The organism is Rhizobium sp. NRK18 (assembly GCF_024385575.1).
Classification (GTDB): Bacteria; Pseudomonadota; Alphaproteobacteria; order Rhizobiales; family Rhizobiaceae; genus JANFMV01.
Genome location: NZ_JANFMV010000004.1, coordinates 253,194 through 279,631, shown reverse-complemented (window position 1 = coordinate 279,631; position 26,438 = coordinate 253,194). Strand labels below are relative to the sequence as shown.

Here is a 26,438-nt window from a genome sequence, read left to right as displayed (position 1 = left end):
TCAGCCGAAAGAAAGTACAGGTTCGAAGCAGTAAAGTTGGTGCGAGAGCGGGGCAGCGTTGCATGGGCATCCCGCAATCTGGATTTTCTTGAAAACGTTTGGCAAAAATGGGCCAGGCAGTACGCGTTGGACCAGGCGAGGGCGCTTTCTGGTCAGGGGCAGATGAAGCAAGACGGGTTTTCAAAGCAAAAACCACTTCTCAACGAGAAATCTCTTGTCAGGTGAATACTATCAGGTCGGCGTCCGCTTAGAGGAGCCCTTTTCATCGTGACGTATTAGGCCATCACAGTATTGAAGCCCTGTCACTTTTTTGAAGGCGGCCAAGTTTAAAATATCCGCCAACGCCGCCGATGTCGTGCTGTCTGTAGCCATTATTTTGTCAGGCCTGCCCGCAAATGCTGGCAGGCCTGACAAGCAACGGCCCTTTGTCAGGGACGGACGGACTTGACGTCGTCTTCCGCCACCGATGGCGCCGAATTGCCCCAAGCGCCACGCAGGAAGGTTTCGAGCGTTGCGATGTCGGCATTCGACAGCCGGTCGGCGTAGGCCGGCATCTTCAGCCGCTCGGGCCGCTTTTCTGTGGACGGCATTGCGGCGCCATTCAGGATGACCTCAGTCAGCCCCTTCGTCGTCGCGGCCGTCACCAGCGAATTGCCGGCGAGCGCCGGGAAGACGCCTGGCGCGCCCTGACCGTCCGGCATGTGGCAGGCACTGCAGTTGTTGAGATAGAGCAGCTCTCCATCGCTGAGGTCCTTCGCCGCCTTGAGCTTGGCCGTCGTCGGATCGTCAGCAGCATCGAGGCGATCCGTAGTGCGCTGGTTCGCTACTGGCTGCGGTCTCGGACTAGGCTTTGCGTCCGAAATCGCCCGCAGGTAGGCAACCATCGCGTCGGCATCCTCGTCCTTCATGTACTGAAGCGAGTCGCCCACAACGAGCTGCATCTCACCAGTAACCGCCGAATGGGCGTTGCGGCCGGTGGTGAGATAGTCCTTCAGGTCCTGATCGGACCAGGTCTGAAGAGCCGACTTGGCTGTGCGCAGATCCGGCGCTATCCAGCCGTCTATTTCGCCACCGGTCAGGAAGGCAGGATCGTCGACACTTTTCCCGTCCTCGGCCATGAACTGATCGCGCGGGCTGTGACAGGCCGCGCAATGGCCGAGCGCCTGCACCAGATAGGCGCCTCTTGCCAGAGCATCGCTCTCGGATGCCTTGCCGTCCGGATGGAAGCCGGGCTTGTCGAGCGCCAGCCAGTTCCAGAGGCGGATGCCCCAGCGCTGGTCGAACGGAAAGGCGAGTTTCGTCTCCTTCACCGGGTTGTCGACCGCCGCGACATCGTTGTGGACGTAATCCCAGATGGCGCGGATATCCTCTTCCTTCAGGTGCCGATAATTCTCATAGGGCATGGCCGGGTAGAGATGCACGCCGCCGGGTGCGATGCCATCGACGAGGGCGGCATGGAACTGCTCGTAGGTCCAGTTGCCGATACCGGTCTTTGGATCGGGGGTAATGTTGCTTGACCAGATCGTGCCCATCGGGCTTTCGATTGCGCGGCCGCCGGCAAACGGCTTGCCGCCTTCGGCGGTGTGACAGGCCTGACAGTCGGCCATCTGCGTGGCGTACTGCCCCTCGCCGGCAGCCGGTTTCCAGTCTGCGGCAACAGTGCCGTCCGGCTTGGTGAGAAAGGGCGGCACGAAGATGATCGCCGCCAATGCCACCAGACCGAGGACGACGAGTGCGAAAATGATGCGAATTAGCGTTTTCATGATCCGCACTCCTCACATCAACGGTCTTGGGTTGGGCAAGTAGTCCTTGCGCAACGCCTCGAGCGCCCAGTAGGCGAGACCGCCGACCGCGCCCGTCGGGTTGTACTGCAGGTTCTGGGGGAAGGCAGAGGCGCCCATGACCCAGACGTTATGACAGTCCCAAGTCTGGAGATGCCGGTTGATCGCCGAAGTCTTCGGGTCGATGCCCATGATCGCGCCGCCGACATTGTGGGTCGACTGATAGGGGCGGACATCATATTGCGCGCCGTCGCCCTTGTAGCCGGAGGCCATGGCATCCGGGTTCATGCTCTTGGCGATTTCCTCGATCCTTGCCTTCATGAACTGGGTCATCTTGATGTCGTTGTCCTTCCAGTTGAAGGTCATGCGCATCAGCGGACGGCCGTGGCGGTCCTTGTAGGTCGGGTCGAGATCGAGACAGGTATCGCGATAGGCCATGTTAGAGCCGTGCGAGCCGATCGAGAGATTGTGGCCGTACCATTCTCCCACGGCCGCTTTCCAGCCGGCCCCCCAGCCGGGTGTGCCCGGCGGAAGCGACATCTGCTGGATCGGGCGACCGCCAGTGTGACCACAGGTGATGTAGCTGCCGCCGATGAAGCCTTCCTTGCCGAAATCGATCTGCGACATCGAGAAGTCGTCGATCGTCATGCCGCCGGCGCCGGTGCCCACGAACGGGTTGAACACCTTGTCCTTGAACCACAGGCCGGTCCCCCCGGTCATCTGGTAGGAATAGTTGCGCCCGACCACGCCCTCACCGGTATCCGGATTGTAGGGCTGGCCGATTTCGGAGAGCAGCAGAAGGTGGACATTGTGCAGCGAGTAGGCGCAGACCAGCACGAGATCGGCCGGCTGGAAGACCTCCTCGCCGGTATTGTCATCGAAATAGGTCACGCCTGTCGCGGTCTTGCCGTCGGCGGCCTTTTCGATCTTCAGCACCTCGCATTTGGTCTTGTAGCTGAAGTTCGGCTTGCGTTTCAGCGCATCGAGAATGCAGACCTGCGGCGACGACTTCGAATAGTTGTTGCAGCCGAAACGCTCGCAGAAGCCACAATAATTGCAGGGGCCGAGTTGCATGCCGTAATCGTTGACATACTGCATCGATGCATTGGCCGAGGGGCGCGGGAAGGGGTGATACCCCATCTTGCGGGCGGCATCGGCGAAGAGCTCCGAATCCCACGTGTTTTTCAGCGGCGGCATCGGATAATCGGCCGAGCGCGGCGCCTCGAACGGATTGCCACCCTCCTGGATCTGGCCATTGATGTTGCCGGCCTTGCCGGCAATGCCGGCGACGCTCTCGAACTTGGTGAGGAAGGGCTCCATCTCCTCAGCCGTCACACCCCAGTCCTGAAGCTGCATGTCTTCTGGAATGATGTCGGCGCCGAAGGTCTCCTCGACATAGGAGCGCAGCCGGTATTCGACCGCCTGTGGCCTCCAGGTCTGGCCGTTCCAGTGAACACCGGCGCCGCCGACGCCATCTCCCGGCAGGAACGAGCCGAGTTGACGATAGGGCAGTGCCGTCTCCTGCGTATTGTGACGCACGGTCAGCGTGGAGTTGACGGGCTTCTGCATCAGGCCGTAGCGCACGCCGTACTTCAACTCGTCGAAGGTGTTGGGATATTGGAAATCGGGAACCGTATTGCGGTCCTCTCCGCGCTCGAGCGCGAGGATTTCAAGGCCTTCGCCGGCCAGTTCCATGCCCATGATCGCGCCGGTCCAGCCAAGCCCGATAATGACGACGTCCTTCTTGGGATCCGTTCTCGTTGCCATGGTCTACGCCCTCTCCCCGTTGATCGCGACGGGACCCAGCGGATACTGCGCGTTCTCGCGGCCCGGCCAGGAGGTGAAGGCGCCACGCGCGCCCGGGAAGCCGATATAGACCCAGGCCTGCATGCCGTGATTGCCGCCATAGCCCGGATCGGCAAAATAACCTTCCTTCGTGTTGGCCAGCAGGAAGGAGAAGAAGTCCCGAAGCTCGGGATCGAGCGGCACTTCACCCTTTTGCAGCGAGGTCAGTGCGGCGTCCTGTTTTGCAGGTTCGAGGGCTTCGAAACTGCCGCCATGGGTCTTGTTGCACCAGTCCTGAAACGCCGGAATTGCCTTGCGGTAGATTTCCGCCGGCGTCAGCGGGCTCTGAAAGCCGAGCGTGGGCGTGGCGGCGGGGTCAAACGGGCCCTGCATGTACCAGTCCGAAGCCTTGCCGAAGTCGCCTGCGAGCTGCCGGTCGATGAAGACCGGCACCCGACATTCGATCGCGCCGGGCCCGTCGCCGTCGGAGGGAATGAGGCGGGCGCAAGCGGCCATCACGAATGCCCACTCCGCATCGTTGAGATAGACCCGCTCGTACTGATCGAGCGGCGGCGGAGCTTCCTTTTCCTGGGCTTGCGCACTTGCCGTACCGGCAAACGAAGCAATTGCCACCCCCGCAGCGCTCCCCTTGAGGAAGCCGCGCCGGGATGGGCGTCCTGGCATATCTCTCATGATGTCTCCCTTTCGCCGGCGGATGCCGGGCTGACCTCTCCTGCCGGTGCCGGCTCCCGAAATGGCAGCTGCTTGATCGCATCCGAGGGCACCAAAAAAGCATCTGTGTCATCATCCATGATTTTCAACGCCTGCGTGCGCCGACGCCAGCCGAAGTTTGGTGATCAAGCCTTGGGAGCCCCGTCAAATAGGGTGCCAGTCGAGGTGCTACGTCCTCAGGTCTCGGCGCAACACCCCAACAACCGAGAAATTGAAAACGGCTGATGCCATTTCGATTTCCGGTTCAGACATCCTCAATGAGAATGGCATGATGAACTTAACCTGCGCGAGGTAGCGGCAAGCGGCTTGGGCTATCTATTCTCAAATTCGGTTACGTCGACGCCATTGCATAACGGCGTCCGCCAAAGATTTATGCGGCAGCCCGGATTCCAGACATTCTTGTTCACCCGAAACGATCATCAAGGGACTGGAAATCGTTGAGGCCGACGCTTTGGCTATATTCCTGATAAGTCACCATGGCGGATTGCCGGGCTTTGGGCGTGCCATCTCGCCGGAGGACTGAAAGTGTGTCCTGAACGGCTCTGACCGCTGAAAACAGCGTCGATACGGCATAGAATATGACCTGAAACCCCATCTCTCCCAGCTGTGCGGCCGTCAGATCGGTTGTTTCGTTGCCGTCAACGATGCTCACCACCTTCGGGCCTTCAACGTGTCTCGCAACCGTTTCGATGTCACGGATGGTTTTGATGCCGTCGACGAAAACGAGATCAACGCCTGCGTCGCGATAAATGTTGGCCCTGCGGATTGCCTCCTCGGCTCCGGAGGCGGGCAAGGCGTCGGTACGTGCGATGACTTGCAGCTTTCCAGTGCCGCGCGCCTCAATTGCACATTTCAGGCGGCGGACATTTTCTTCGGCCGGGATCAACCTTATGCCGGCCAGCTGGCCGCAGCGTTTCGGCTGCTGCTGGTCCTCGAGGTGGATAGCTGCCACACCCGCCTGCATATACTCTTGCACGGTGCGCTGGATGTTGCCCGGTCCGCCGTAACCGGTGTCGGCATCCGCGATGATCGGTATGGTCACCACCCGTGCCATGTTGCGGGCTTGGGTCGTCATTTCGGTCTGGCTCATCAGCCCGAGGTCGGGCAGGCCCAGATGGCTGGCTGTGGCGCCGAACCCTGTCATGTAGACAGCCGGAAAGCCTGCCTGTTCCACCAGGCGGGCCGTCAGCGGATCGGGCGCTCCAGGCGCCATGACGATCTCGCCTCCGGAAATCAGGTTCTTCAAACTGTCGGCAGGGTGCATGTTGATCTCCATGGAATGAGCTCGGCGGTCAAGCCGTGGCGTCGACAATTGGGCTGGGCGGACCGAGATGTCCCTCCTTGAGAGCCCTGATGTAAACGTCGCGTGTTCGGCCGACATGGCGAGACATCGCTGTCTCGAGCTCTGAAAAATCTCCCGCGCCAATCATTTCCGCCATCGCCCTGTGCTCGCCGAAAGACTCCTGTCGGCGGTCGTCGTAGGGCGCAGTGATGTTGGCGCGCAGCGCGGCGATGCGGCCGGCAACCAGACTATAGGCGTCGCGCAGATAGGAGTTGCCGCAGAGGTCGAAGGCCAGTTGGTGAAACGCGGTATCGGCCGTGCCGTAGGCAACGCTGTCTCCGCGTCCGAGTGCGGCCTCCATGTCCTGCAAGATCTGCATCATGCCGGTGAGATAGGCGGCGCGTGCGTGGCTGACCGCTGCCTTGATGCCCTGAAGCTCCAGCATGAGCCGGTAATCGGAAATTTCGCCGATGTCCGTGACATTGGTCTCAAAGACGAACGAACCGCGCTTGGAGCGAACGACGACGAGGCCTTCCTTTGACAGGATTGCCATACAATCGCGGATGGGCGTGCGGCTGATACCCAATTGCCGCGCCAGTTTTTCCTCGGAGATGTTCTCACCGAGGCGCAGCTGTCCGGTGACGATCGCCTCACGCAACTGGGCGGCAGCAATCTCCGCCAGGGAATGCGGCTGCGTAATTTTTTTCATGTCATCCGTCCCCTTTTCAGGCGCATAAAGGCTGGAACAGCCCAGACGACACATACAAGCAGCGCAAGGCCGGCTGCAATCGGCCTCTCGACGAAGACAAGGGGAGCGCCGTCAGCCTTGATCAACGACGTTACCAGATTCCGCTCAACCAGCGGACCCATCACCAGTCCGAGGATCAAGGGTGCAACGGGAAATCCGTTCTCCTCCATGAGATAGGCAAACAGCCCGAGTACAAGCATGATGATGATGCCCGAGGCGGCCGCATTGATCGAATAGGCGCCCACCACGCAAAAGCCGAGGATGAGCGGCGCGAGCACGAGCTTGGGCACCCGCAGCACCTGCGAGGCCTGTGCAATGGCCAGCAATCCGAACGGTACGATGAGGATGTTGGCGAGGAAGAAGGTGACGAAAATCGCCATGACCTCGTTCGGCTTGTTTATGAACACCAGTGGACCGGGGTTGAGGCCCTTCATGTAAAGCACGCCGATCACAATCGCAGTTATGGAATCGCCGGGGATGCCGAAGACGGTCGCCGGAACATAGGCGCCCGACAGGGCCGAATTGTTGGCCGAGCAGGCATCGACCAGGCCCTCCTCCGAGCCTTGGCCGTAGAGCGCGGGCTGTTTCGAAAAGTGTTTGGAGACTGCGTAGGAGATCCAGGATGCGATGTCTGAACCGGCTCCCGGAAGGATTCCGACTGCGGTGCCGATGACCGATCCCCTGAGCAGGTTGGTCTTGTAGCGCCAGAGAACTGCCGCAAGTCCGTCGAACATGCGAAAGGGATTGCCCACGGGAGCCGCTGGCGGTGTCCGCTCGCGGTTGACGAAGGTCCGCACCAGCTCAGGTATCGCAAATACGCCAATCAGTGCGGGCACGAATGCAACGCCGTCCAGAAGCGTGGCAAGGCCGAACGTAAACCGCGGATACCCCGCCGTGGTGTCCATGCCGACCGTCGCGATCATCAGTCCGAACAGCAACGACATCAATGACTTCAGCAGCGAACCCGAACCGAGCATTACTGCGGCGGAGAGACCAAGCAAAGCCAGCCAGAAATATTCGAATGAGGTGAAGTTGAGTGACACCTCGGCCAGTTGGGGTGCGGCCAGCATCAGAATTGAGGACCCGAACAATCCGCCGATCGCCGACGCGACCACGGAGATGCCGAGCGCGCGCCCGACACGACCCTGCAGGGTCAGGCTGTTGAGGTCTCCGATATAGGCCGCTGACGCCGCCGTGCCGGGAATGCGCAGGAGAGCGGCTGGAATGTCGGAGGCAAAGATAGCCATGGCGGCTGTGGTGACGATCGCGGCGATGGCCGGGACCGGTTCCATGAAAAAGGTGATCGGTACCAGAATGGCGGTCGCCATGGTGGCTGACAGCCCAGGTACGGCACCGACAAACAGGCCGAATGCGGAACAGCTGACCATGACGATCAACATGTTCCAGTTGAAGACCAGCGAAATGACGGTATCGAGATCGGCGTACATTAAAGCAGCCCTTTTAAAAGGCCGGACGGCAAGGGAACATAGAGGAGGCGCGTCATGACCAGATGCACCGTCAGCACGAAGACCGCAGAGACGGCGATCCATCTGAGTCCGCGCAGGCCTGACGTGTAGAACAGCGCCGAAAGTAACAGCGTACCCCCGACTGGGAAACCGACCGTCTCGAAGGTGATCCCCAGCAGCAGGGTGCCGAACACCGCCACAGCAACGCAGCCGACACGCGAGCCGATGCGCCAGCCTTCGTGGATCCAGACAAGCTTGCCTCTGGACGTTCTGCGGCCTTGCCAGAAGAGCAGCACGCCCCCGAGGGCGCAGAGACTGCCCAGCATTATGGGGAAAGTCGAAGGGCCGATAGCCTGGCCTGGCATGGCGGGAAAGCCCCGTGCCTGCCAAAGGACCCAGCCGCCAAAGGCAATCAGCAGCAAGCCGATAAGTGAGTCGTGAAGTTTCATGAAAACCTCTCCTGCATGAAGGCGCCCGCCTGCTGAAGCAGGCGGGGCTTGCACGCATTACTTGGCGAGGCCGACCGATTTCAGCGTGTCGCCGAGAGTGGCATCCGATTTTTCCATGAAGTTTTCGAACTGCTCGCCAGGTGTCCACTGCGTGGCATAGCCGCGCTCATTCATGAACGACAGGTAGGCGGGATCGTGGACGACCTTCTCGATGGCTTCCGTCAGCTTGGTCGTCACATCGGCGGGGAGGCCGGCCGGCGCAACGATGCCGCGCCAGGAGCCCATGGCGAAGGCATGTCCTGAGGCCTCTTCAAAGGTCGGAACATCAGGATATTTGTCGAGGCGGGCGGTCGAGAACACCGCCAGGGGCTTGATGCGTCCGGCCTGCATCAATGCCTCGCCTTCCGGCATTGATGCCGTTGCCATGGCGACGCCTCCAGCCGCAAGATCCTGCAGGCCGGGAGCAGCGCCTTCGGATGGTACCCACGCCACCCGATCGACCGGCAGCCCTGCCGCCGCCAGCATGCCGGCGAGTGCCAGATGGTTGACACCACCCTGTGCCGATCCGGACGCCTTGAGTTCGCGATCCGATGCCGCCGAAAGGGCTTTCAGTAGCGCCTGCATGTCGCTGTAGTCACTGTCTGCACGCACGAAAATGGCTGCCGGGTCGGAGTTGTAGAGCCCGATGGGGGTGTAGGCCTTGTAGTCCAGCGTGGTCAGCCCGAGGTGGTGCATGGTGCCGATCTCGAGCGTGGCAACGCCGATCGTGCTGCCATCAGGGGCGGCCTCGGCAATGGCGGAATGACCGACGACACCCGAGCCGCCCGTCCGGTTGACGACGGGGACCGGCACGCCGAGTTGTTTCTGCAGCAGGTTGGCGATCATCCGCGCCGTGGCGTCCGTGCCACCGCCTGCGCCCCAGGGTACGACCATTGTAACTGTGCCCTCAGGCCATTCGGCGAAAGCGGGAGCGGAATACAGGCTGCCCATGACAAGGCTTGCTGCAAGAGCCAGGGCGTGGCGACGTTTGATAGACATGATTTCTCCTCCTTGGGTGCGTGGCAGACGCGTTCATCCTCCTGAACGCGTTTTCTTCAGTCGAAAACCTTTCCGGGATTCAGCAGTCCCTTGGGGTCCATGCAGGACTTCAGCTGTCGCATCAGGTCGATTTCGACCGGACTGCGGCTGAAGCCGAGATAAGGTTTCTTCAGTGTGCCGATGCCGTGTTCGGCTGAAACCGTGCCGCCAAGTTCACGGACGATCCGGTAAACGATGTCGCTGACGGCAGGCAGAGGTTGGGGGGATGCGCCCTTGACCCAGGCGACCACATGAAGGTTCCCATCGCCGACATGTCCGTAATAGACGGAACGGCAACCGAGCGCTTCGGTTAGCGCCACCGACGATCTGCGGGCAAATTCGTCCATCCGCCCGACCGGCAATCCGACGTCAAAGGAAACATGTGGTCCGGCGACATCGGGATTGGCAAATTCGGCCGCGGCGTCCCGTGTCGTCCAGAAGGCCTGGAGATCGGCAAGGCTGCGCGAAACTGCGCCGTCGACGACGGTGCCATCTTCGAACGTGCCTTCGAGCCAGGCGGAAAACCGCCCGCCGTCCACTACCTCGTCCAGACCCTGCATTTCAACGAGCACGACATGGCTGCCGCTGCCGAGCGACACGGGAGGGCGGGCGCCGGGCACATGATCGGCATAAAGCGTCCAGTAGTCAGCCCACATGACTTCGAAGGCGGACATGAGCGGTCCAAGATTGCGCCGGGCACTGCCGAGCAAGGCTAGAACCTGATCGTAGTCCGTCACGACACACAGGGCCGCCTGTACGCATCCGGGCTTGGGATGAAGCCGCAGCACCGCCCTTGTTATGACACCAAGCGTACCTTCGCTTCCGAGAAAAAGCTGCTTCAGGTCGTAACCGGTATTGTTCTTGATCATCCGGTTCATCATCGTCACGACGGTGCCGTCCATGGTCACCACCTCCAGGCCGAGAACCAGATCGCGGGCCATTCCATAACGGATCACGCGATTGCCGCCGGCATTTGTCGACAGGTTGCCGCCGATGGCACAGGACCCCCGCGCACCGAGGTCAAGGGAGAAAAAGAGGCCGGCCTCGTCGGCGGCCTTCTGGATGATCTCCAAAGGCGTGCCGGCGCGGACGGTCATCGTCATGCCGGCAGGATCGATGGCTTCGACGCCGTGCATTCGCTCCAGCGACAGGGCGATACCTCCGTCAAGCGGCCGCGCACCACCACACAGGCCCGTAAGCCCGCCTTGCGGGGTTACCGGAATTCCAGCCTCATGACAGAGCTTCAGGGTTACGGCGACATCTTCGGTGGAGGCTGGACGAACGACGGCCAGCGGATCGGCGTTTGGAAGAAAACTCCAATCGGTGCGATTGCGCTCCGGCAATTCGCTTCCCGACAAAACGGCGTTGGCACCAAGCTCAAGGCGCAAATTGGCCAGCAGTTGATCCCTATTCACCTCTCCCACCGCATCCTCCAAATTTCTGTTGTATGTAACATACAAGAAGAAATTTCGGTTTGGCAATAGCACATTCCTCACTGGGGTGGTGAAGGTACAAGGCAACGGCCCAGCCGCATTCTCTGGTAGGTCTCAATCACTGGCCTCGCAGGACCTTGCGCACCTCGGCCGTAAGCCTCTGCAGGTTGGATGTCTGCTCCGTGAAGAATATTCCGAGTTGGCCAGCGAAGCTTAGGGAGGGTCGTTCTGGCGGGATTGAATGTCCTTGCTCGGCCCGCGGCTGATTACGACGGAGTCTTCCAATCGCGAGTGAGCCGTATTCAGAATACTCAGTTAAACCCAACCAAGGGTTAGGCGCTAAGCCGTTCATCGGGCCAGCGGGCGCTGGAATTTTTCGGGGTTAACGCTCAGATCGGTCGGAGTGCCGACCTGCCGTCAGAAATCTGACACCTTGCCCCAGGACGAGGTTGCGAAACGCGAGGGGTGATAGGGCTTTGGATCGACGATGGGTTCGGCGCCCGAGGCGATGTCGGCGATCAGATGGCCGGCGCCCGGCCCAATGCCGAAGCCGTGGCCGGAAAAGCCGGCGGCGAGTATGAAGCCGGGCAGGCTCTCGATTTCACCAATCCCGGGCACGCCATCCGGCGTCGAGTCGATATAGCCGGCCCAGGTGCCGGTGATCTGTGTGGTCTTCAATGCCGGCAGAAGGTCCAGCGCGCGACTATGGATGAGTTGGAGTGTCGCCTGGTCCGGCTTCGGGTCGAGAGTGCGCATGCGCTCCATTGGCGTGGGCTGGTCGAGCCGCCAGCGGGAAACCGTCTCGTGCCCGCTTTTCATGCCCTCGAAGCCACCTGGCGAAAGCAGTCGCCAGCGCTTGAGGAACATGGGCAGGAATTGTGGCAGGAAGCGCAGTTGCTGGAGCGTGAGATCGACACGGGCGCGGCCGCTGATGGCCAGAGTGTAGTCGCCATTGCTGCGGCTGGTGACCGAAATGTCCTTCGTGTGCAGGGCAGGCGGGATTCCCGCTGCACCGGAAACCGCGACGATGGAGGAGCGGATGGTGGCCTGAGGAAAACGGATGTCGAGCTGCCGGCAGAATGACGAGGCCCAGGCGCCGCCGGACAGGATCGCGATGCGGGTGCGGATCGTGCCGCGTTCGGTCACGACGGCGCTCAGGCGGCCGCCTTCGGTCTCGACGCCGCGTGCCGCGCAGTTCTGAATGACCGTGCCGCCAAGCTTCATGATGGCGCGGGCGACCGCGGGTGCCGCCTTTGAGGGATCGGCGATGCCGTCACTCGGCGAAAACACGCCGCCCTTCCACGAGCGCCCCGTTGCGCGGCCCTTTTCGGCGGCTTCGGTGGCGGACAGCATATGCGTCGTTACGCCGGCGGTCTTGGCAAAGTCGCGCCAGCGCGCCCAGCCATCGATTTCGGCCTCGTTGTTGCTGAGATAAAGCAGGCCGCAGCGGCGGAAGCCGATATCCTCGCCGGTCTCGGCGACGAAACGCTCCCAGAGGTCGAGGCTCTTGGTGGAGATGGGAAGTTCGCGCGCGTCGCGGTTCTGCTGGCGGCACCAGCCCCAGTTCCGGCTCGACTGCTCCGCGCCGATGCGGCCCTTCTCGAGAAGAACCGTCTTCAATCCGCGCTGCGTCAGGAAATAGGCCGTGAATGCGCCGACGATGCCGCCGCCGATGACGACGACGTCGGCCTCTTGCGGCGGGTTGGACGGGGTCTCGATGAGGGTCAACGGCGCGGGCATCGCAATCTCCAAGTCTGTAGCCCACACTAGGCGCTTGTCAGGCGCATCCGGAACCGCAGTTTGCGGGATGACAGCAGAAAATTCCGGTCTCGCCGCGCGCATCGAAATGTTATGCGCCGTTTCACATTTCGCGGCTTGATGGACTGGTGATGCTTCTATGCTAACCTTGTTTCAGGCAGGCGGCAGAATTTTATGCTGCAACAGACGACGGAAGGCGGCGGGCCCATGATGAAACTGGATCGGACGGACATAAAGATCCTCTACGAGTTGCAAAAGAACGGCCGCATCACCAATGTCGAACTCGCCGATCTCGTGCATCTTTCGCCGAGCCCTTGTCTGATGCGCGTCAAACGCTTGCAGGCGGAGGGCTATATCGAGGGCTATTCGGCGCAGATCAATCTCGGCATGCTGGGCCAGACGCTGACCGTCTTCACCGAAATCACGCTGAAGAACCACCGGCAGGTCGATTTCGCCCGCTTCCTCGCTGTGGTCGACAAGATCGACCAGGTGATCGAGTGCCATCTCGTTTCGGGCGGTTACGATTATCTCGTGAAGTTCGTCACCGCCGGGATCGGCGAATATCAGACGATCATGGAACGCCTGACCGACATGGATGTCGGCATCGACAAATATTTCAGCTTCGTCGTGCTGAAATCGCCGATCGTGAAGTCGCATCTGCCGCTGACGAGCCTGTTTCCGGTATAAGGCGAGGCTCACGTCCCGCCATATTGTCTGACCAGTTCCGGCTCCCGGACCAGAGTGTCGAGCCAGGTCGGATCGAGTTTCGGCACCGAAGAGAAGAGCAGCCTGGAATAGGGATGGGTCGGCGACTTCACATTCTCGCGCGTCAGGTGCTCGACCTTCTCGCCCCGATACATGACGACGATCTCGTCGCAGATCGCTTCGACCATCGAGAGGTCGTGGCTGATGAAGATGTAGGACAGGTCGAGTTCGCGCTGCAATTCCTTGAGCAGATCGATGATGGCGGCTGCGACCACGGTGTCGAGCGCGGAGGTGATCTCGTCGCAGATGATCAGCTTCGGATCGGCGGCAAGCGCACGGGCGAAGTTGATGCGCTGCTTCTGCCCACCGGAAAGCTCGGAGGGATGGCGATGACGTAGCGCTCTGGGCAGATGGACCATATCGAGCAGTTCTTCGACGCGCGCGGCGCGCGCCTTGCCTCTCAGACCGTGATAGAAGCTCAACGGCCTACCGAGAATGTCGTCGATCGGCTTGGCGGGGTTCAACGCGGTGTCGGCATATTGAAAGACGATCTGCATTTCGCGCAGCTGCTCGCGCGTGCGCCGGCGGGCGGCGTGGTCGAGTTCCTTTCCGTCGAAGACGATGTTGCCGGCATTGGCGGGCAGGATACCGGCAATGCACCGGGCCAGCGTCGATTTTCCGCAGCCGGATTCGCCGATGATGCCGAAATTGCGGCCCTTTTCGATCGACAGGGTTACCGAGTTGACGGCCTTGATGAAGGGCATGCCGTCAGGCTGGATCGGTCCGTAGCCGGCGATGATATTCTCGATGGAGAGAAGCGCGCTGGGCCTTTCGTGAGGTCTCTCGGCGAATTGCGTTTCCTTCGGCTCGAACGCAGCCAGAAGCTCCTGCGTGTAGGGGTGCTTTGGCGCCGAAAGGATCGATTGGGTCGTCCCTTCTTCCTGCACTTCGCCATCCTTCAGGACAACGATCCGGTCGGCGATCTGCGCGACGACGGCGAGGTCGTGCGAGACATAGACCCCGGCAGTGCCGCCGGTTTTCATGACGGACTTGAAGGCTTTCAGAACATCGATTTGCGTGGTGACGTCCAGTGCCGTGGTGGGCTCGTCGAAAATGACGAGCTGGGGATCGCCGATCAGCGCCATGGCGGCCGCCAGCCGCTGCAACTGTCCCCCAGACACTTGATGCGGATAGCGTCGGCCGATGGTTTCGGGAGAGGGAAGGGACAGCGCCCTGAACAGTTCGATCGCACGCTGTCTTGCCGCTTCCGAAGACATGAGCCCATGGATGCGGGTCACTTCGATGACCTGATCCATGATCGTCTGGGACGGGTTGAAGGCGGCAGCGGCACTTTGCGGCACATAGGCCACTTCCGTACCACGCACGGCGGAGCGCTCGCGCTCGGCAAGCTTCGACATGTCCTTGCCGTCGACCAGGAGCGTACCGGCTGAAATCCGGCAGCCCGGGCGGGTATGGCCCATCAGCGTCAGGGCAATCGTCGTCTTGCCGGAACCGCTTTCGCCGATCAGCGCGACGATCTCGCCCTTGGCGATGTCGATATCGACGCCCTTGATGATCTCGATGCGTCGCCCGGAATCGGTGGTGGCCTCGACATGCAGGTTCCTGATTTCGACAAGCTTGCTCATATCAGGCGCTCCGGTCGCGGATCTTGCGGGGAAGATTGTCGATCAGCAGATTGACGCTGATGGTCAGGCTGGCGATGGCAATCGAGGGGGCGATGACGGCGGACGAGCCGAAGAGGAGCCCCTGAATGTTTTCGTGAACCAGGGCGCCCCAGTCGGCGAGAGGCGGTTGCACGCCGAGGCCGAGAAACGAGAGACCTGACAGGAGCAGCACGATGAACACGAAGCGGAGCCCGAAATCCGCGAGAACCGGCCGGATGATGTTGGGCAGGATTTCCGACACGGCCAGATAGAGCGTGCTTTCACCGCGAACGCGGGCGACCGTCACGAAGTCCATCGTGTTGACGTTTACCGCCAATGCGCGGGCGAAGCGGTAGGAGCCGGGTATGTAGATGACGGCAAGCGTGAGGATGAGAGCGGGCAGTGAGGAACCGACGGCAGCCACGACCACCAGACCGAAAAGCTTGCTGGGAATGGAGATCATCGCGTCCATGAAGCGGCTGAGCGCCGTGTCGAACCAGCCTCCGACGACGGCTGCGGCCATTCCGAGAATGACGCCGCTGGCTGACGCGATCAGAACACCGGCGAGCGCGATGCCGAGCGTGTAGCGCGCACCGAGGATGATGCGCGAGAGCATGTCGCGGCCGAGATAGTCCGAGCCGAGCCAGAACTTGGAGCTCATCGGGCCGAAATAATCCATGTCGACGATCTTGCCGATCGGATAGGGCGCGATGTGCGGACCGAGGATGGCGATGACGGCCCAGAAGAGGATCACCAGAAAGGCGACCATGCCGACGGGGCTGAAGGTGTAGCCGAAAAGCCCGGCTGTGGAGGTCGTTGGGGCGCTATGCGTCATCAGCGGAGCCTCGGATTGGACAGGATGGCGACGATGTCGGCGATCGTGATCAGGATCAGATAGCCGAGACAGAAGATCACGGCGCAGGTCTGGATCAGGGGTAGGTCGCGGGTGGCAACCGCATCGACCATGAGCTTGGCGATGCCGGGGTAATTGAAGATCGTCTCGATGATGATGACCCCGCCGATGAGATAGGAGAGCGACAAAGCGAGTGCATTGACGATCGGTCCCAGCGAATTGGGCAGCGCGTGTTTCAGCACGATCCGGCTGCGCGAGGCTCCCTTCAGCAAGGCCATTTCGGCATAGGGCATGGATAGCGTCTCGATGACGGCGGCGCGGGTCATGCGGATGATCTGGGCCGAGACCACGAAGGTCAGTGTCACGACCGGCATCGTATACATGCGCAGAAGATCGGAGAGCGAATGCACCTCGTTGACAAACGAGATGGCCGGCAGCCACTTCAGATAGACGGCGAAGATCAGCACGGCCGTCGAGGCAACCACGAATTCCGGAACCGAGATCACGCCAATGGTCAGTACCGTGACGATACGGTCGTAGAGTGTGCCGCGCAGGACCGCGGCGGTGATGCCGAGCGTCATGGCCAGGGGCACGGCGACCAGGGTGGTGATGCCGGCCAGTTCCATCGTGTTGACAAAGCGGTATCCGATCAGCTGCGCGATCGGCATGTTGTTGGCGTACGACGTGCCGAGATCGCCTGTCAGAACGCCCATCAGCCAGCGCAGGAAACGCAGCAGTGCCGGCTCGTCGAGATGCATCGCATGGCGAAGCCCAGCGACGGCTTCCGGCGTCGCAGCCTGCCCGAGCAGGATTGTCGCCGTGTCGCCCGGCAGCATGTTGGTGGCAAAGAACACCGCGAAAGACACGATGAGGAGCGTGATCAGGCTCAGTAAAAGCCGCTTTCCGATCATGCCTGCGATTTCGGCGTTCATGAAAGATCTCCAGCCGCGTATTGAAGGTCGACAGCCATACCGCGTTCAGGACCAAGCCAGGCTGCGACGGATTATGCTGCGGACTTGTTTTCCCGGCACGCTGCGCCTCTTATCAAAAAAGGGAGCCTGCTGCTGCCAACCGGCTTATGCAGGGAGTCCTTCCCGGCGCTTGTATGTCGCGTGATCCGGGCGGGCCATAGCCCGCCCGGACCATTTGGGTCTTCTCAGGGTTCCAGCCACACATACTCGGCCATGGCGTACCCCATCATGCCACCAAGGGCGTTGACCTCGAGCCCCTTGACCTTGGCGGAAATGCCGTCGGCGTTTGTCGTGTAGGCCGGAATGATGGTGCCGGCTTCCTCCGAAATCATGGTCTGCATCTCGTTGTAGATCTCGTGACGCTTGGCCTGGTCGAGCAGGCCGCGGGCTTCCAGCATCATCGAGTCGAACTTCGGCGACTTGTACTGGCTTTCGTTCCACGGTGCGTCGGACGCGTACAGCAACGAGAAGTAGATGTCCGGCGTCGGGCGCGGATTGATGTTGCCGAAGTGGATCGGCGCCTTGAGCCAGTACTTGTCCCAGTATCCGTCCGACGGCACGCGCTGGACGTCGAGGTTCAGTCCGATTTCGGCGCCCGAGGCCTGGATGATCATCGCCATGTCGATCGAAAAGTCGGCTGCATCCGACGCGATGACCGGGATCGACTGGCCGAGGACGCCGGCCTTCTCGAAGTAGTGCTTGGCCTTGTCGGGATCGAATTCCTTAGGCTTCAGATCCGGATTGTGGAAGACGTTGGCCTGGGAGATGGGCTGATCGTTGCCGACGTCGCCGAAGCCGCGCAGTGCAGCCGCGATGATCTGTTCGCGGTCGACCAGATACTTCATACCCGTGACAAAGTCGGGCTTGTTCATGTCCAGACGGATGTTGAGGTTCGTGTATTGGCCAACCGTGGACCGCGAAAGGCGGAAGTCCTTTTGGCCGTCGACCAGCTTGGCGGCACGGGGATCGACAGACGAGCAGAACTGGACGTCGCCCGCCAGCAGGGCATTGACGCGTGCTGTTGCGTCGGGGATGGCGAAGAACTCGAAGGAGTCCAGATGAGGCAGGCCGGGCTTCCAGTAGTTCGTGTTCTTTTTCACGATCGAGCGGACACCCGGCTCAAAGGTCTCCAGAACGAAGGCGCCGGTGCCATTGCCCTTGGAGAAGTCGACCGTACCATCCTGCACGATCATGAAATGGTGCAGGGCTAGGATGAACGGCAGGTCGGCGTTCGGAGCATTCAGCACGATCTCGACGGTGTTCGGATCGATGGCCTTGATCTCGCTCATCTGTGCGGCGATCTTGGCGACCTTCGAACCGACTGCCGGATTGAGATGGCGCTTCAGGGCGAAGACCACATCGGCTGAGGTCAGTGTCTTCCCGTCGTGGAAGGTCACGCCCTTGCGCAGGGTGACGGTCCAGGTCTTGGCGTCCTTTGTCTCGAGCTTTTCGGCCAGCTCCATCTGCGGCTCGCCGGTCCCGTCGATGAACGTCAGACGGTTGTAGAGCGAGCAGCAACGGGCATAGTCTGTGCCGAGCGAGGCCTTGGCGGGATCGAGCGTATCGGCATTGGAGGAGGAAATGCCGGCTGCCTTCATGTGTCCACCGGAAACCGGCGTTGCGGCAACCGCCTGCTCGGCTCGGCCGAAGAGGACGCCGCCAGCGGATAGGGCGACGCCGCTCGCCAGCATCATTCTGAGCAGATCGCGCCTTGTGGCGCCGCGACGAATGGCATCCTCGATGCGAGCGTCGTCCGATTTCGTCCAGTTTGTAATCGTGTCGGTCATGGCATTCCCCTTCTTTGCTTTGATTGGGTGAAGCCCGTCTTGCGCGGACTTTTCGGCCCCGGTGAATATTGGCTCGTGACGGCCCATTTTTCGCGCCTTCTCCCGTTGATGCGCCGTGTAACCGGCGCGGGCGCTTGGGCTCTATCTGCGTATTCCGTTTGCCGAACGCTGCTGGGGCTCTCGGTCTTGATGTCTGGCAGTCTGTCACGTCCAGCGTGGCGTATCGTTCGATTTGGTCCGGGACAGCAGCATAAAATTGCGAACTTGCTTCCTGCGGCGATATTTCGGCGAAATGCCGCCGCAGACGATGTCGACCGGTCAGGCCAGCGCTGCCCGGATATCCGGGTCTTCCAGCGTCTGATCGAGCGTCAGGTGGGTCCGTTCGACGATGGCGTCGATATCTTCGTCCGTGCAGCAGAGCGGCGGGGCATAGCCCAGCACGCCTTGCGGGAAGGCGCGGATGACGAGGCCATTGTCCCAAGCGCGGTCAAAAATGCGGCGTGCCGGCTGGGATGCTGCCGGAAGCGGCGTCTTCTTCGCCTTATCGGTCACGAGTTCGACGCCATAGAGCATGCCGCGGCCTCGGATATCGCCGACCAGCGGATGATCGGCCAGGCTTTCCAACCCGGCGCGCAGGCGCGCACCGGCCTTGAGGCCGTTTTCGAGCAGCCCGCCTTCGTAGAGCTTCAGGACTTCAAGCCCCACGGCCGCGCTGACGGGATGAGCGGAATAGGTGAAGCCGTGGCCAACGGCAGCGTCGCCAGCGCCGTTTGCGATCACATCATAGACGGTATCGGCCATGAAGACGGCGCCCATCGGCACATAGCCGGAGGTCAGTCCCTTTGCGACCGTCATCATGTCCGGCGTGATGCCTTCGTCGGCCGAGGCAAAGAGCGGGCCGGTCCGGCCGAAGCCGGTGATGACCTCGTCGGCAATGAAGAGGACGCCATATTGCTTGCAGAGATCGCGCACCGCCTTGATCCAGCCGTTGGGCGGGACGATGACGCCGCCGGAGCCCTGGATCGGTTCGGCATAAAATGCTGCCACGCGATCCGCGCCGATCTCCTCGATCTTTGCCGTCAGCTCCGCCAGCGACGCCGCGATTATCGCCGCATCGTCGGAGCCGACCGGATTGCGATACGGATAGGGGGAGGAGATCTTGTGCTGCCAGTCGAAGGGCAGGCCGAAACCGGCATGGAATGCCGGCAGCGCGGTCAGTCCCGCGCCGACCGTGCTCGAGCCGTGATACCCCTGCTGGATCGAAATGAATTGGTCACGCTGCGGTTCGCCCTTCGCATGCCAGTAATAGCGCACGAAGCGGATCGTGGAATCCACCGCATCCGAACCGCCGAGGGTGAAATAGACGCGGTTGAGATCGCCCGGCGTGCGTTCGGCGAGCTCTGCGGCAAGGCGAATTGCCGGCTCCGAGCCGAGGTCAAAATAGCCGGTCGCGTAGGGCAGTTCGCGCAATTGCCGGGTGGCGGCCTCGACGATGCTTTCATGACCGTAACCGGCATTGACGCACCACAGACCTGCAAACCCGTCGACCAGCTGGTGGCCGTTCGCCTCGGTGACGATTGCGCCGGAGGCGGATTTCAGCACGCGGACGCCCTGGCGCTCATGCCCGCGATAGGACGCCACGGGGTGGATCAGATGGGCGCGATCAAGTTCGATCAGGGAATTGGCGAGCATTCTCAAACTCCAGGCTATTTGAGAGCGCTTCGCGGCCAGTGGGGCCCGCGGATGACGCTCTGAATTGATGAACGTAATGTGCTTTGTCAGTGAGAGGCGCTTCCTCTCTTCGCACCGATGGGGCTAGCCGAGGGCCTGGCTGACGAGGGCAAAGACCTTGCGTTTAGGCTCTCCGGCATCTTCGATCAGCGGACGCCGCATGGCTACGCCGCCGCCGACATGGGCAAGGCCGATCTCGGATAGCAATGGTGCGAGACCCGTTTCGCTTCCCGTATCGATGCGCAGGAAGGAGCCCTGACGGGAAGAGGCGAAGTAGGCGATCAGCGCCCATGCGGTCTCAAGATCGGGCGCGATAACCGGACCGATGACCTCGCCACGCCCGAAGGGACGGATCGCGGCCCACGCATCGACCTCATCGCCCCCATCGCCCTTGCGAACGACGGCGATCTGTCCAAGGTCCAGAAGCGTATCGAGAAGCGCCGAACGGTCGGCATTATAGGCCTCCCGATCGAGCGCCCTCACGGCCTCGACATCGCCAGCCTGCATGTCTTCGACGCCCTCTGGGAGTTCGACCCTGCCAACCTCGCCCTGATGCTGGCGGATCGTGCCGGTGGCGACGAAGCCGAGCTTTTCATAAAGCGGCAGGCCTTCCTTGGTGGCGATGAGGCGCAGCGGCCGCTCCCCCGCAAGTTCAAAGGCACGTTCCATCAGTCGGCGGCCAAGGCCGAGGCCGCGCATCGACTTGTCGACGATGACCATGTTGATCGTCGCATAATCATTGCCGAAAGGGGTCATGAAGGTCGTTCCCGTGACCCGACCATCGCTGTTCGTGGCGACGGCGCCGGCGCTCAACTTCTGGGCCATCGCCCAGTCCTCACGGCGATGCGGCCAGCTCTCGGCGCGCGAAAGCGCAATGGCTTCGTCAATGTGCTCAGGCCCGAAGGCGACGAGGTTGATCTGGTTCTGCATGGACACTTCCTTTCGTGGCCGAAAGTCTCGGTCAGGATGGGGAAGCTATTCGTCTGAATGGCGCGGTCGCCGCGCTATCTTCCGCCGAAGCGCGGCGCGGTCGCCGCATCTTATGCTGCGCTATCGGACGGGTGAGCTTTCGCATCGGGTCGCGATGATCCTGAAGCGATGTCCGGTCTGCAATAGTGTGCCAAACGGGACGTCAGATTAAAAACTTTGTGCTTCCCAGGGAGGGCAATTCGGCCCGCCGACGCGGCATGACCCGTCATATGATCGGATCAACGCAACAGAAAGCCAGAGGAAGAACTTTATGGCCATTCGCCCGAAATACGTGTCCTTCGACTGCTACGGCACGCTGATCAATTTCGACATGGCGGGTGCCGCCCGTGATCTCTATGGCGACCGCCTGGACGAGCAGGCCATGCAGGTGTTCATCAAGAACTTCTCGGCCTATCGCCTGGATGAGATCATGGGCGCCTGGAAGCCGTATGCGGAGGTTGTTCACAATGCCCTGTCGCGTGCCTGCAAGGCCAATGGCGTCACCTTCAAGGATGAGGACGCGCAAATGGTCTATGAGCGCGTGCCGACCTGGGGTCCGCATGCCGATGTCCCGGCCGGGCTTGCCAAGGTGGCGAAGGAAATTCCGCTGGTGATCCTGTCGAACGCCATGAATTCGCAGATCATGTCGAATGTCGAAAAGCTAGGCGCTCCCTTCCATGCGGTCTATACCGCCGAGCAGGCCCAGGCCTACAAGCCGCGCTTCCAGGCATTCGAATACATGTTCGACATGCTGGGCTGCGGTCCGGAAGATGTGCTGCACTGCTCGTCCTCCTTCCGCTACGACCTGATGTCGGCGCACGATCTCGGCATCAAGAACAAGGTCTGGGTCAATCGTGGCCACGAGCCTGCCAACCCGTATTACGGCTACACCGAGATCGCCGACATTTCCGGCCTGCCGGGCGTGGTTGGTCTCTGAAGGAAAGTCCAAGCGATGAAATTCGTCTCCTATTGGCATGACACGGCGCCGGTATTCACGGGCGCCGTCGAAGGTCCGGCCGGCGGGCATTACGACATGGCCATCGTCGGCGCCGGCTTCACGGGGCTTGCGGCCGCGCGGCAGCTCGCCAAGGCGGGGGCAAAGGTCATCGTGCTGGAAGCGGAGCACGTCGGTTTCGGCGCGTCGGGCCGCAATGGCGGCCATCTCAACAACGGATTGGCGCACAGCTATCTCGGCGCCAAGGCGGAACTTGGCAAGGAACGGGCGATCGCGCTCTATCATGCGCTCGACGAGTCCATCGACACAATCGAGGCATTGATCGCGGAAGAGGAGATCGACTGCAATTTCCGCCGCTCCGGCAAGCTGAAGCTCGCGTCCAAGCCGAAGCATTTCGAGGCGATCGCGCGCAATTTCGAAGCCCTGCACGCGGAATGCGACCCGCAGACAGCGCTTCTTTCCCCGGACGATCTGAAACGGGAAGTCGGCTCGCCCTTTCATGGCGCGATGCTGTCGAAGAAGAGCGCCATGATGCATATGGGGCGCTATGTCGTGGGTCTCGCGCAGGCCGCCCGGCGTCATGGTGCGATGATCTTCGAAAAGACGCCCGTGATTGGACATCGGGAGACGAACGGCGTTCACACCTTGAAGACGGCGCGCAGTGACGTGACCGCCGCGGATGTCATCATGGCGACCGGGGCGTATACGACGAAGGATTTCACCTGGTTCCGCCGCCGCATCATTGCTGTCGGCAGCTTCCTGATTGCCACCCGTCCGTTGACGGAAGGGGAAGCGAAGGCCGTGATGCCGGGCAACCGCACATGCGTCAATACCATGAACATCGGCAACTACTGGCGGCTCTCGCCCGACAACCGCCTGATCTTCGGCGGCCGGGCGCGCTTTTCCGCCACGTCGGACCAGCGCTCGGACTCCAGAAGCGGCGAAATCCTGCGCGAAAGCATGGAGCGCATCTTCCCGCAGCTGAAAGGCATTGCCATCGACTATTGCTGGGGCGGCCTCGTCGACATGACGGCCGACCGCTATCCGCGCGCCGGCTATCATGATGGTCTCTGGTATGCCATGGGCTATTCAGGCCACGGCGCGCAGCTCGCCACTCATCTCGGCATGATGGTCGCCGACGCCATCCTTGGCCGCGCCGATCGCAATCCGATGCGGGACTATCCCTGGCCGGCCGTTCCGGGCCATTTCGGCAAGCCCTGGTTCCTGCCGCTGGTCGGCCAATATTACAAGATGCTCGACAGGTTCCAGTGAGCCCTCCCAGCTCAAACTCAAGGCGCGGATTGGAAACAACCCGCGCCTTCTTTTTTATCCGTATCCATGAAAGGAGGGCGGTCGCGAGACCGCCCTTGCCATCGCGTCAGGCAAGCCCGCCCATGTGGAAGCTCTTCGATTCCAGATATTCCTCGATGCCCATCTGTGCGCCCTCGCGGCCGAGGCCGGATTGCTTGACGCCGCCGAAGGGGGCGACCTCCATGGAAATGACGCCGGTGTTGAGCGCGACCATGCCGAATTCCAATGCCTCGGCGACGCGCCAGGCGCGCTTCATGTTTTCCGTGTAGAAATAGGAGGCGAGACCGAAGGGGGTGCCGTTGGCAATCGCGATCGCCTCTTCTTCCGTTTCGAAGCGGAAGAGGGGCGCGACAGGGCCGAAGGTTTCTTCCGAGGCAAGCTGCATGTCGGTGGTCGCACCGGTCAGCACGATCGGGGCGGTGTATTGCGCTCCATCCGGCATGGCGGGCGTTTCGGTGATGATCTTCGCTCCCTTTTCAAGCGCATCGGCGATGTGCCGTTCGATCTTGTCGATGGCCGCGGCGTTGATCATCGGGCCGATCGACACGCCTGGCTCCGTGCCGGGACCCACTTTCATGGCCTCCACGTGGGCCTTGAGCTTGGCGGCGAAGGCATCGTAGACGCCCGATTGCACCAGGAGGCGATTGGCGCAGACGCAGGTCTGTCCACCGTTGCGGAATTTCGACGCCAGCGCGCCTTCGATGGCGATATCGAGATCGGCGTCGTCGAAGACGATGAACGGCGCGTTGCCGCCAAGTTCCAGGCTGAGCCGCTTGACGCTGTCGGCGGCACCGCGCATCAGCAGAGAGCCGACACGGGTCGAGCCCGTGAAGGAGATCTTGCGGACCGTCTCGTTGGCCATGATTTCGTTGCCGATCGCTGTCGGCATGCCGGTGACGATGTTGATCACGCCGGCGGGAATGCCGGCCTTTTCCGCCAGCACGCCAAGTGCGAGCGCCGAATACGGCGTGAACTCCGAAGGCTTGATGACGACGGTGCAGCCCGCGGCAAGGGCAGGGGCCACCTTGCGGGTGATCATCGCATTGGGGAAGTTCCAGGGCGTGATGATGCCGCAGACGCCGACCGCTTCCTTCAGAACCAGGATTCGGCGGTCCGGTGTGGGCGCAGGGATGGTGTGGCCATTGATGCGACGGGCTTCCTCGGAAAACCATTTGACGAAGGACGCGCCATAGCGGATTTCGCCGCGCGCCTCGTCCAGCGGTTTTCCCTGTTCGCATGTCAGGATCATCGCCAGGTCTTCGAGATTTTCGATCATCAGATCGAACCACCTCTCGAGAAGCAGCGCGCGCTCGGCATTGGTCTTCGCCTTCCAGGTCCTGAAGGCAGCATCGGCGGCTGCAATCGCCGCACGCGTCTCCTCGCCGCCCATGTCCGGCACGGTGCCGATAGCGCCTTGCGTGGCCGGATTGATGACGTCGACAACCTTGCCGGAGCGGGCGGCCACCCACTCTCCGTTGATGAGCCCGGCCTGACGCAGCAGGTCCTTGTCCTTGATGTTCAGCATGATTTTATCCTTGAGGAGAGGTGAGGGCATCGATGACCGCAGCCGTGATCGCATCGGTGGAGTCACTGCCGGGAACGGTGCCGATCCCGCGGCCGGTGACCGTTGAAAGAGCGGTCATGATCCTGTCGGCGGCGTCGGTCTCGCCGAGGTGCTCCAGCATCATCGCTCCGGACCAGATCGCGGCCATCGGATTGGCTATGCCTTGCCCGGCAATGTCCGGCGCCGAGCCGTGGACGGGCTCGAACATGGACGGCGCGGAGCGATCTGGATTGATGTTTGCCGAAGCCGCGAAGCCGAGGCCGCCCTGAATGGCGGCGCCCAGATCGGTCAGGATATCGCCGAACAGGTTGGAGGCGACGATGACGTCCAGGCTCTCGGGCGCCATGACCATGCGGGCGGCGAGCGCGTCGACGTGGTAGCTGGTCACCTCGACATCCGGATAGTCGGCGGCAAGCGTCCGGGTGATCTCGTCCCAGAATACCATCGAGTATTTCTGCGCATTCGATTTGGTGACGGAAGCAAGCTTGCCTCGTCTTGCGCGCGCCTGCTCGAATCCGAAGCGGATGATGCGTTCGACGCCCTTTCGGGTGAAGATCGAGGTCTCGACGGCGACTTCATTGTCCATGCCCTGATGCACACGACCGCCCGCGCCGGAATATTCTCCTTCGGTATTCTCGCGAATGCATAGAATGTCGAAGGCTTCCGCTTTCAACGGACCCTGAACACCCGGCAACAGACGATGTGGACGGATGTTGGCGTATTGGACGAAGGCCTTGCGGATCGGCAGCAGCAATCCATGCAGGGAGACCGAATCCGGCACTTCCGCCGGCCAGCCGACCGCGCCCAGAAGAATGGCATCGAAGGGACGCAACGTCTCGATCCCGTCTTCCGGCATCATTCGACCCGTCTCCTTGTAGAAGGCGCAGGACCATGGGAATGTTGTGCCCTCGAGCTTGAAGCCGGAGATGCCGGCGGCGGTCTGCAGGACGCTCCAGGCGGCGTCGGTCACGTCGTGTCCGATGCCGTCGCCAGGGATCAAGGCAATTTTGTAGGTGTTCACGATGCTTACCCCGCTGATCTGGCTCAGTTGACGACGACGTATATCTTCCGGACGGTTTCGATGGTTTTCCAGACGCCGGTGAAGCCCGGCTTCATGATAAAGCTGTCGCCGGCCTTGTACCTGACCGGCTCGCCGCCATCGGGGGTGATTTCGACGACGCCGGAGAGGATGTGGCAGAATTCGAAAGCTTCGCCCTTGATCGACTTCGTCTCGCCGGGTGTTGCTTCCCACACGCCGGTAACAACCTTGCCGTCCTTCGCTTCATCCATCGCCCATGTCTTGAAGGCTGGCGAACCGGCGATCAGCCGCTCGGGTAGGGCTTCGGATTCACGCGGCTCAAAGGTTGGGTTCGGGTCGAGGGTCTTCAACAGTGACATGGGCTTTCCTTTCGAAGGG

The 26,438-nt window shown here is 61.5% G+C and carries 22 protein-coding genes; 3 read left to right on the top strand and 19 right to left on the bottom strand.

What is annotated here, in order from left to right:
• Positions 1 to 428: 428 nt before the first annotated feature.
• The 10 genes from NN662_RS20520 to NN662_RS20475 form a co-directional block, all read right to left on the bottom strand.
• Positions 429 to 1,763 carry a cytochrome c gene (locus NN662_RS20520; RefSeq protein ID WP_261932276.1) on the bottom strand — a complete coding sequence of 445 codons (1,335 nt, stop codon included), beginning with the start codon at positions 1,761 to 1,763 and terminating at the stop codon, positions 429 to 431.
• Between the two features lie 12 nt (positions 1,764 to 1,775).
• The gene (locus tag NN662_RS20515; RefSeq protein ID WP_261932275.1) at positions 1,776 to 3,548 is read right to left on the bottom strand and encodes a GMC family oxidoreductase; all 1,773 of its coding nucleotides are present in this window, start codon (positions 3,546 to 3,548) and stop codon (positions 1,776 to 1,778) included.
• A 3-nt stretch (positions 3,549 to 3,551) separates the two neighbouring features.
• Positions 3,552 to 4,259, bottom strand: a complete 708-nt coding sequence (locus NN662_RS20510; RefSeq protein WP_261932274.1) for a gluconate 2-dehydrogenase subunit 3 family protein — start codon at positions 4,257 to 4,259, stop codon at positions 3,552 to 3,554.
• A gap of 442 nt (positions 4,260 to 4,701) precedes the next feature.
• Entirely contained in the window at positions 4,702 to 5,562 is an 861-nt protein-coding gene (locus NN662_RS20505) for an oxaloacetate decarboxylase (RefSeq protein ID WP_261932273.1), read from the bottom strand.
• A gap of 28 nt (positions 5,563 to 5,590) precedes the next feature.
• Positions 5,591 to 6,289 carry a GntR family transcriptional regulator gene (locus tag NN662_RS20500; protein ID WP_261932272.1) on the bottom strand — a complete coding sequence of 233 codons (699 nt, stop codon included), beginning with the start codon at positions 6,287 to 6,289 and terminating at the stop codon, positions 5,591 to 5,593.
• Positions 6,286 to 7,878, bottom strand: coding sequence for a tripartite tricarboxylate transporter permease (locus NN662_RS20495; RefSeq protein WP_261932271.1), 1,593 nt, complete (start codon positions 7,876 to 7,878; stop codon positions 6,286 to 6,288). The genes NN662_RS20500 and NN662_RS20495 overlap by 4 nt, the downstream gene beginning before the upstream one ends.
• Entirely contained in the window at positions 7,776 to 8,243 is a 468-nt protein-coding gene (locus NN662_RS20490; protein WP_261932270.1) for a tripartite tricarboxylate transporter TctB family protein, read from the bottom strand. Before NN662_RS20490 ends, NN662_RS20495 begins: the two co-directional genes overlap by 103 nt.
• Before the next feature lie 57 nt (positions 8,244 to 8,300).
• Complete coding sequence (locus tag NN662_RS20485) at positions 8,301 to 9,281, bottom strand: Bug family tripartite tricarboxylate transporter substrate binding protein (RefSeq protein ID WP_261932269.1); 981 nt, start codon at positions 9,279 to 9,281, stop codon at positions 8,301 to 8,303.
• A gap of 56 nt (positions 9,282 to 9,337) precedes the next feature.
• Positions 9,338 to 10,756, bottom strand: coding sequence for an FAD-binding oxidoreductase (locus NN662_RS20480; protein ID WP_410011000.1), 1,419 nt, complete (start codon positions 10,754 to 10,756; stop codon positions 9,338 to 9,340).
• A gap of 414 nt (positions 10,757 to 11,170) precedes the next feature.
• Positions 11,171 to 12,493, bottom strand: a complete 1,323-nt coding sequence (locus NN662_RS20475; RefSeq protein ID WP_261932268.1) for an NAD(P)/FAD-dependent oxidoreductase — start codon at positions 12,491 to 12,493, stop codon at positions 11,171 to 11,173.
• A gap of 228 nt (positions 12,494 to 12,721) precedes the next feature.
• Between NN662_RS20475 and NN662_RS20470 the strand changes: the two genes are divergently transcribed.
• A complete protein-coding gene (locus tag NN662_RS20470) occupies positions 12,722 to 13,198 on the top strand; it encodes an Lrp/AsnC family transcriptional regulator (RefSeq protein ID WP_261932351.1) in 477 nt (158 codons plus the stop codon).
• Between the two features lie 8 nt (positions 13,199 to 13,206).
• Here the strand turns inward: NN662_RS20470 and NN662_RS20465 are convergent, their stop codons facing one another.
• The 6 genes from NN662_RS20465 to NN662_RS20440 all read right to left on the bottom strand — a co-directional run bounded on the left by NN662_RS20465 (position 13,207) and on the right by NN662_RS20440 (position 21,152).
• On the bottom strand, positions 13,207 to 14,862 hold the full coding sequence (locus tag NN662_RS20465; RefSeq protein WP_261932267.1) for an ABC transporter ATP-binding protein: 1,656 nt from the start codon (positions 14,860 to 14,862) through the stop codon (positions 13,207 to 13,209).
• A 1-nt stretch (position 14,863) separates the two neighbouring features.
• Positions 14,864 to 15,715 (bottom strand): ABC transporter permease, encoded by an 852-nt coding sequence (locus NN662_RS20460; protein ID WP_261932266.1) that lies wholly within the window; start codon positions 15,713 to 15,715, stop codon positions 14,864 to 14,866.
• The gene (locus NN662_RS20455) at positions 15,715 to 16,665 is read right to left on the bottom strand and encodes an ABC transporter permease (protein WP_261932265.1); all 951 of its coding nucleotides are present in this window, start codon (positions 16,663 to 16,665) and stop codon (positions 15,715 to 15,717) included. Before NN662_RS20455 ends, NN662_RS20460 begins: the two co-directional genes overlap by 1 nt.
• A gap of 224 nt (positions 16,666 to 16,889) precedes the next feature.
• Positions 16,890 to 18,491: an ABC transporter substrate-binding protein gene (locus NN662_RS20450; RefSeq protein WP_261932264.1), complete on the bottom strand. Its 1,602-nt coding sequence runs from the start codon at positions 18,489 to 18,491 to the stop codon at positions 16,890 to 16,892.
• Positions 18,492 to 18,809: 318 nt separating this feature from the next.
• Positions 18,810 to 20,183 carry an aspartate aminotransferase family protein gene (locus NN662_RS20445; RefSeq protein WP_261932263.1) on the bottom strand — a complete coding sequence of 458 codons (1,374 nt, stop codon included), beginning with the start codon at positions 20,181 to 20,183 and terminating at the stop codon, positions 18,810 to 18,812.
• A 123-nt stretch (positions 20,184 to 20,306) separates the two neighbouring features.
• A complete protein-coding gene (locus tag NN662_RS20440; protein WP_261932262.1) occupies positions 20,307 to 21,152 on the bottom strand; it encodes a GNAT family N-acetyltransferase in 846 nt (281 codons plus the stop codon).
• 310 nt (positions 21,153 to 21,462) lie between these two features.
• On the opposite strand from NN662_RS20440, the gene NN662_RS20435 reads away from it, so the two are divergent.
• Positions 21,463 to 22,128, top strand: a complete 666-nt coding sequence (locus NN662_RS20435) for a haloacid dehalogenase type II (protein WP_261932261.1) — start codon at positions 21,463 to 21,465, stop codon at positions 22,126 to 22,128.
• Positions 22,129 to 22,143: 15 nt separating this feature from the next.
• On the top strand, positions 22,144 to 23,418 hold the full coding sequence (locus NN662_RS20430) for an NAD(P)/FAD-dependent oxidoreductase (RefSeq protein WP_261932260.1): 1,275 nt from the start codon (positions 22,144 to 22,146) through the stop codon (positions 23,416 to 23,418).
• A 106-nt stretch (positions 23,419 to 23,524) separates the two neighbouring features.
• On the opposite strand, the gene NN662_RS20425 is transcribed toward NN662_RS20430, so the two are convergent.
• The 3 genes from NN662_RS20425 to NN662_RS20415 are packed head-to-tail and all read right to left on the bottom strand — an operon-like array spanning position 23,525 to position 26,419.
• Entirely contained in the window at positions 23,525 to 24,982 is a 1,458-nt protein-coding gene (locus tag NN662_RS20425) for an NAD-dependent succinate-semialdehyde dehydrogenase (protein WP_261932259.1), read from the bottom strand.
• A gap of 4 nt (positions 24,983 to 24,986) precedes the next feature.
• The gene (locus NN662_RS20420) at positions 24,987 to 26,042 is read right to left on the bottom strand and encodes a tartrate dehydrogenase (RefSeq protein ID WP_261932258.1); all 1,056 of its coding nucleotides are present in this window, start codon (positions 26,040 to 26,042) and stop codon (positions 24,987 to 24,989) included.
• 23 nt (positions 26,043 to 26,065) lie between these two features.
• Positions 26,066 to 26,419, bottom strand: coding sequence for a cupin domain-containing protein (locus NN662_RS20415; protein ID WP_261932257.1), 354 nt, complete (start codon positions 26,417 to 26,419; stop codon positions 26,066 to 26,068).
• Positions 26,420 to 26,438: the final 19 nt, after the last annotated feature.

Bases quoted from the DNA above. Each gene is read 5' to 3' on its own strand.
- NN662_RS20520 (WP_261932276.1), bottom strand. From the start codon at position 1,763: ATGAAAACGCTAATTCGCATCATTTTCGCACTCGTCGTCCTCGGTCTG.
- NN662_RS20515 (WP_261932275.1), bottom strand. From the start codon at position 3,548: ATGGCAACGAGAACGGATCCCAAGAAGGACGTCGTCATTATCGGGCTT.
- NN662_RS20510 (WP_261932274.1), bottom strand. From the start codon at position 4,259: ATGAGAGATATGCCAGGACGCCCATCCCGGCGCGGCTTCCTCAAGGGG.
- NN662_RS20505 (WP_261932273.1), bottom strand. From the start codon at position 5,562: ATGCACCCTGCCGACAGTTTGAAGAACCTGATTTCCGGAGGCGAGATC.
- NN662_RS20500 (WP_261932272.1), bottom strand. From the start codon at position 6,289: ATGAAAAAAATTACGCAGCCGCATTCCCTGGCGGAGATTGCTGCCGCC.
- NN662_RS20495 (WP_261932271.1), bottom strand. From the start codon at position 7,878: ATGGATCGCCGTCTCTGCGGTCTTCGTGCTGACGGTGCATCTGGTCAT.
- NN662_RS20490 (WP_261932270.1), bottom strand. From the start codon at position 8,243: ATGAAACTTCACGACTCACTTATCGGCTTGCTGCTGATTGCCTTTGGC.
- NN662_RS20485 (WP_261932269.1), bottom strand. From the start codon at position 9,281: ATGTCTATCAAACGTCGCCACGCCCTGGCTCTTGCAGCAAGCCTTGTC.
- NN662_RS20475 (WP_261932268.1), bottom strand. From the start codon at position 12,493: ATGCCCGCGCCGTTGACCCTCATCGAGACCCCGTCCAACCCGCCGCAA.
- NN662_RS20470 (WP_261932351.1), top strand. From the start codon at position 12,722: ATGAAACTGGATCGGACGGACATAAAGATCCTCTACGAGTTGCAAAAG.
- NN662_RS20465 (WP_261932267.1), bottom strand. From the start codon at position 14,862: ATGAGCAAGCTTGTCGAAATCAGGAACCTGCATGTCGAGGCCACCACC.
- NN662_RS20460 (WP_261932266.1), bottom strand. From the start codon at position 15,715: ATGACGCATAGCGCCCCAACGACCTCCACAGCCGGGCTTTTCGGCTAC.
- NN662_RS20455 (WP_261932265.1), bottom strand. From the start codon at position 16,665: ATGAACGCCGAAATCGCAGGCATGATCGGAAAGCGGCTTTTACTGAGC.
- NN662_RS20450 (WP_261932264.1), bottom strand. From the start codon at position 18,491: ATGACCGACACGATTACAAACTGGACGAAATCGGACGACGCTCGCATC.
- NN662_RS20445 (WP_261932263.1), bottom strand. From the start codon at position 20,183: ATGCTCGCCAATTCCCTGATCGAACTTGATCGCGCCCATCTGATCCAC.
- NN662_RS20440 (WP_261932262.1), bottom strand. From the start codon at position 21,152: ATGCAGAACCAGATCAACCTCGTCGCCTTCGGGCCTGAGCACATTGAC.
- NN662_RS20435 (WP_261932261.1), top strand. From the start codon at position 21,463: ATGGCCATTCGCCCGAAATACGTGTCCTTCGACTGCTACGGCACGCTG.
- NN662_RS20430 (WP_261932260.1), top strand. From the start codon at position 22,144: ATGAAATTCGTCTCCTATTGGCATGACACGGCGCCGGTATTCACGGGC.
- NN662_RS20425 (WP_261932259.1), bottom strand. From the start codon at position 24,982: ATGCTGAACATCAAGGACAAGGACCTGCTGCGTCAGGCCGGGCTCATC.
- NN662_RS20415 (WP_261932257.1), bottom strand. From the start codon at position 26,419: ATGTCACTGTTGAAGACCCTCGACCCGAACCCAACCTTTGAGCCGCGT.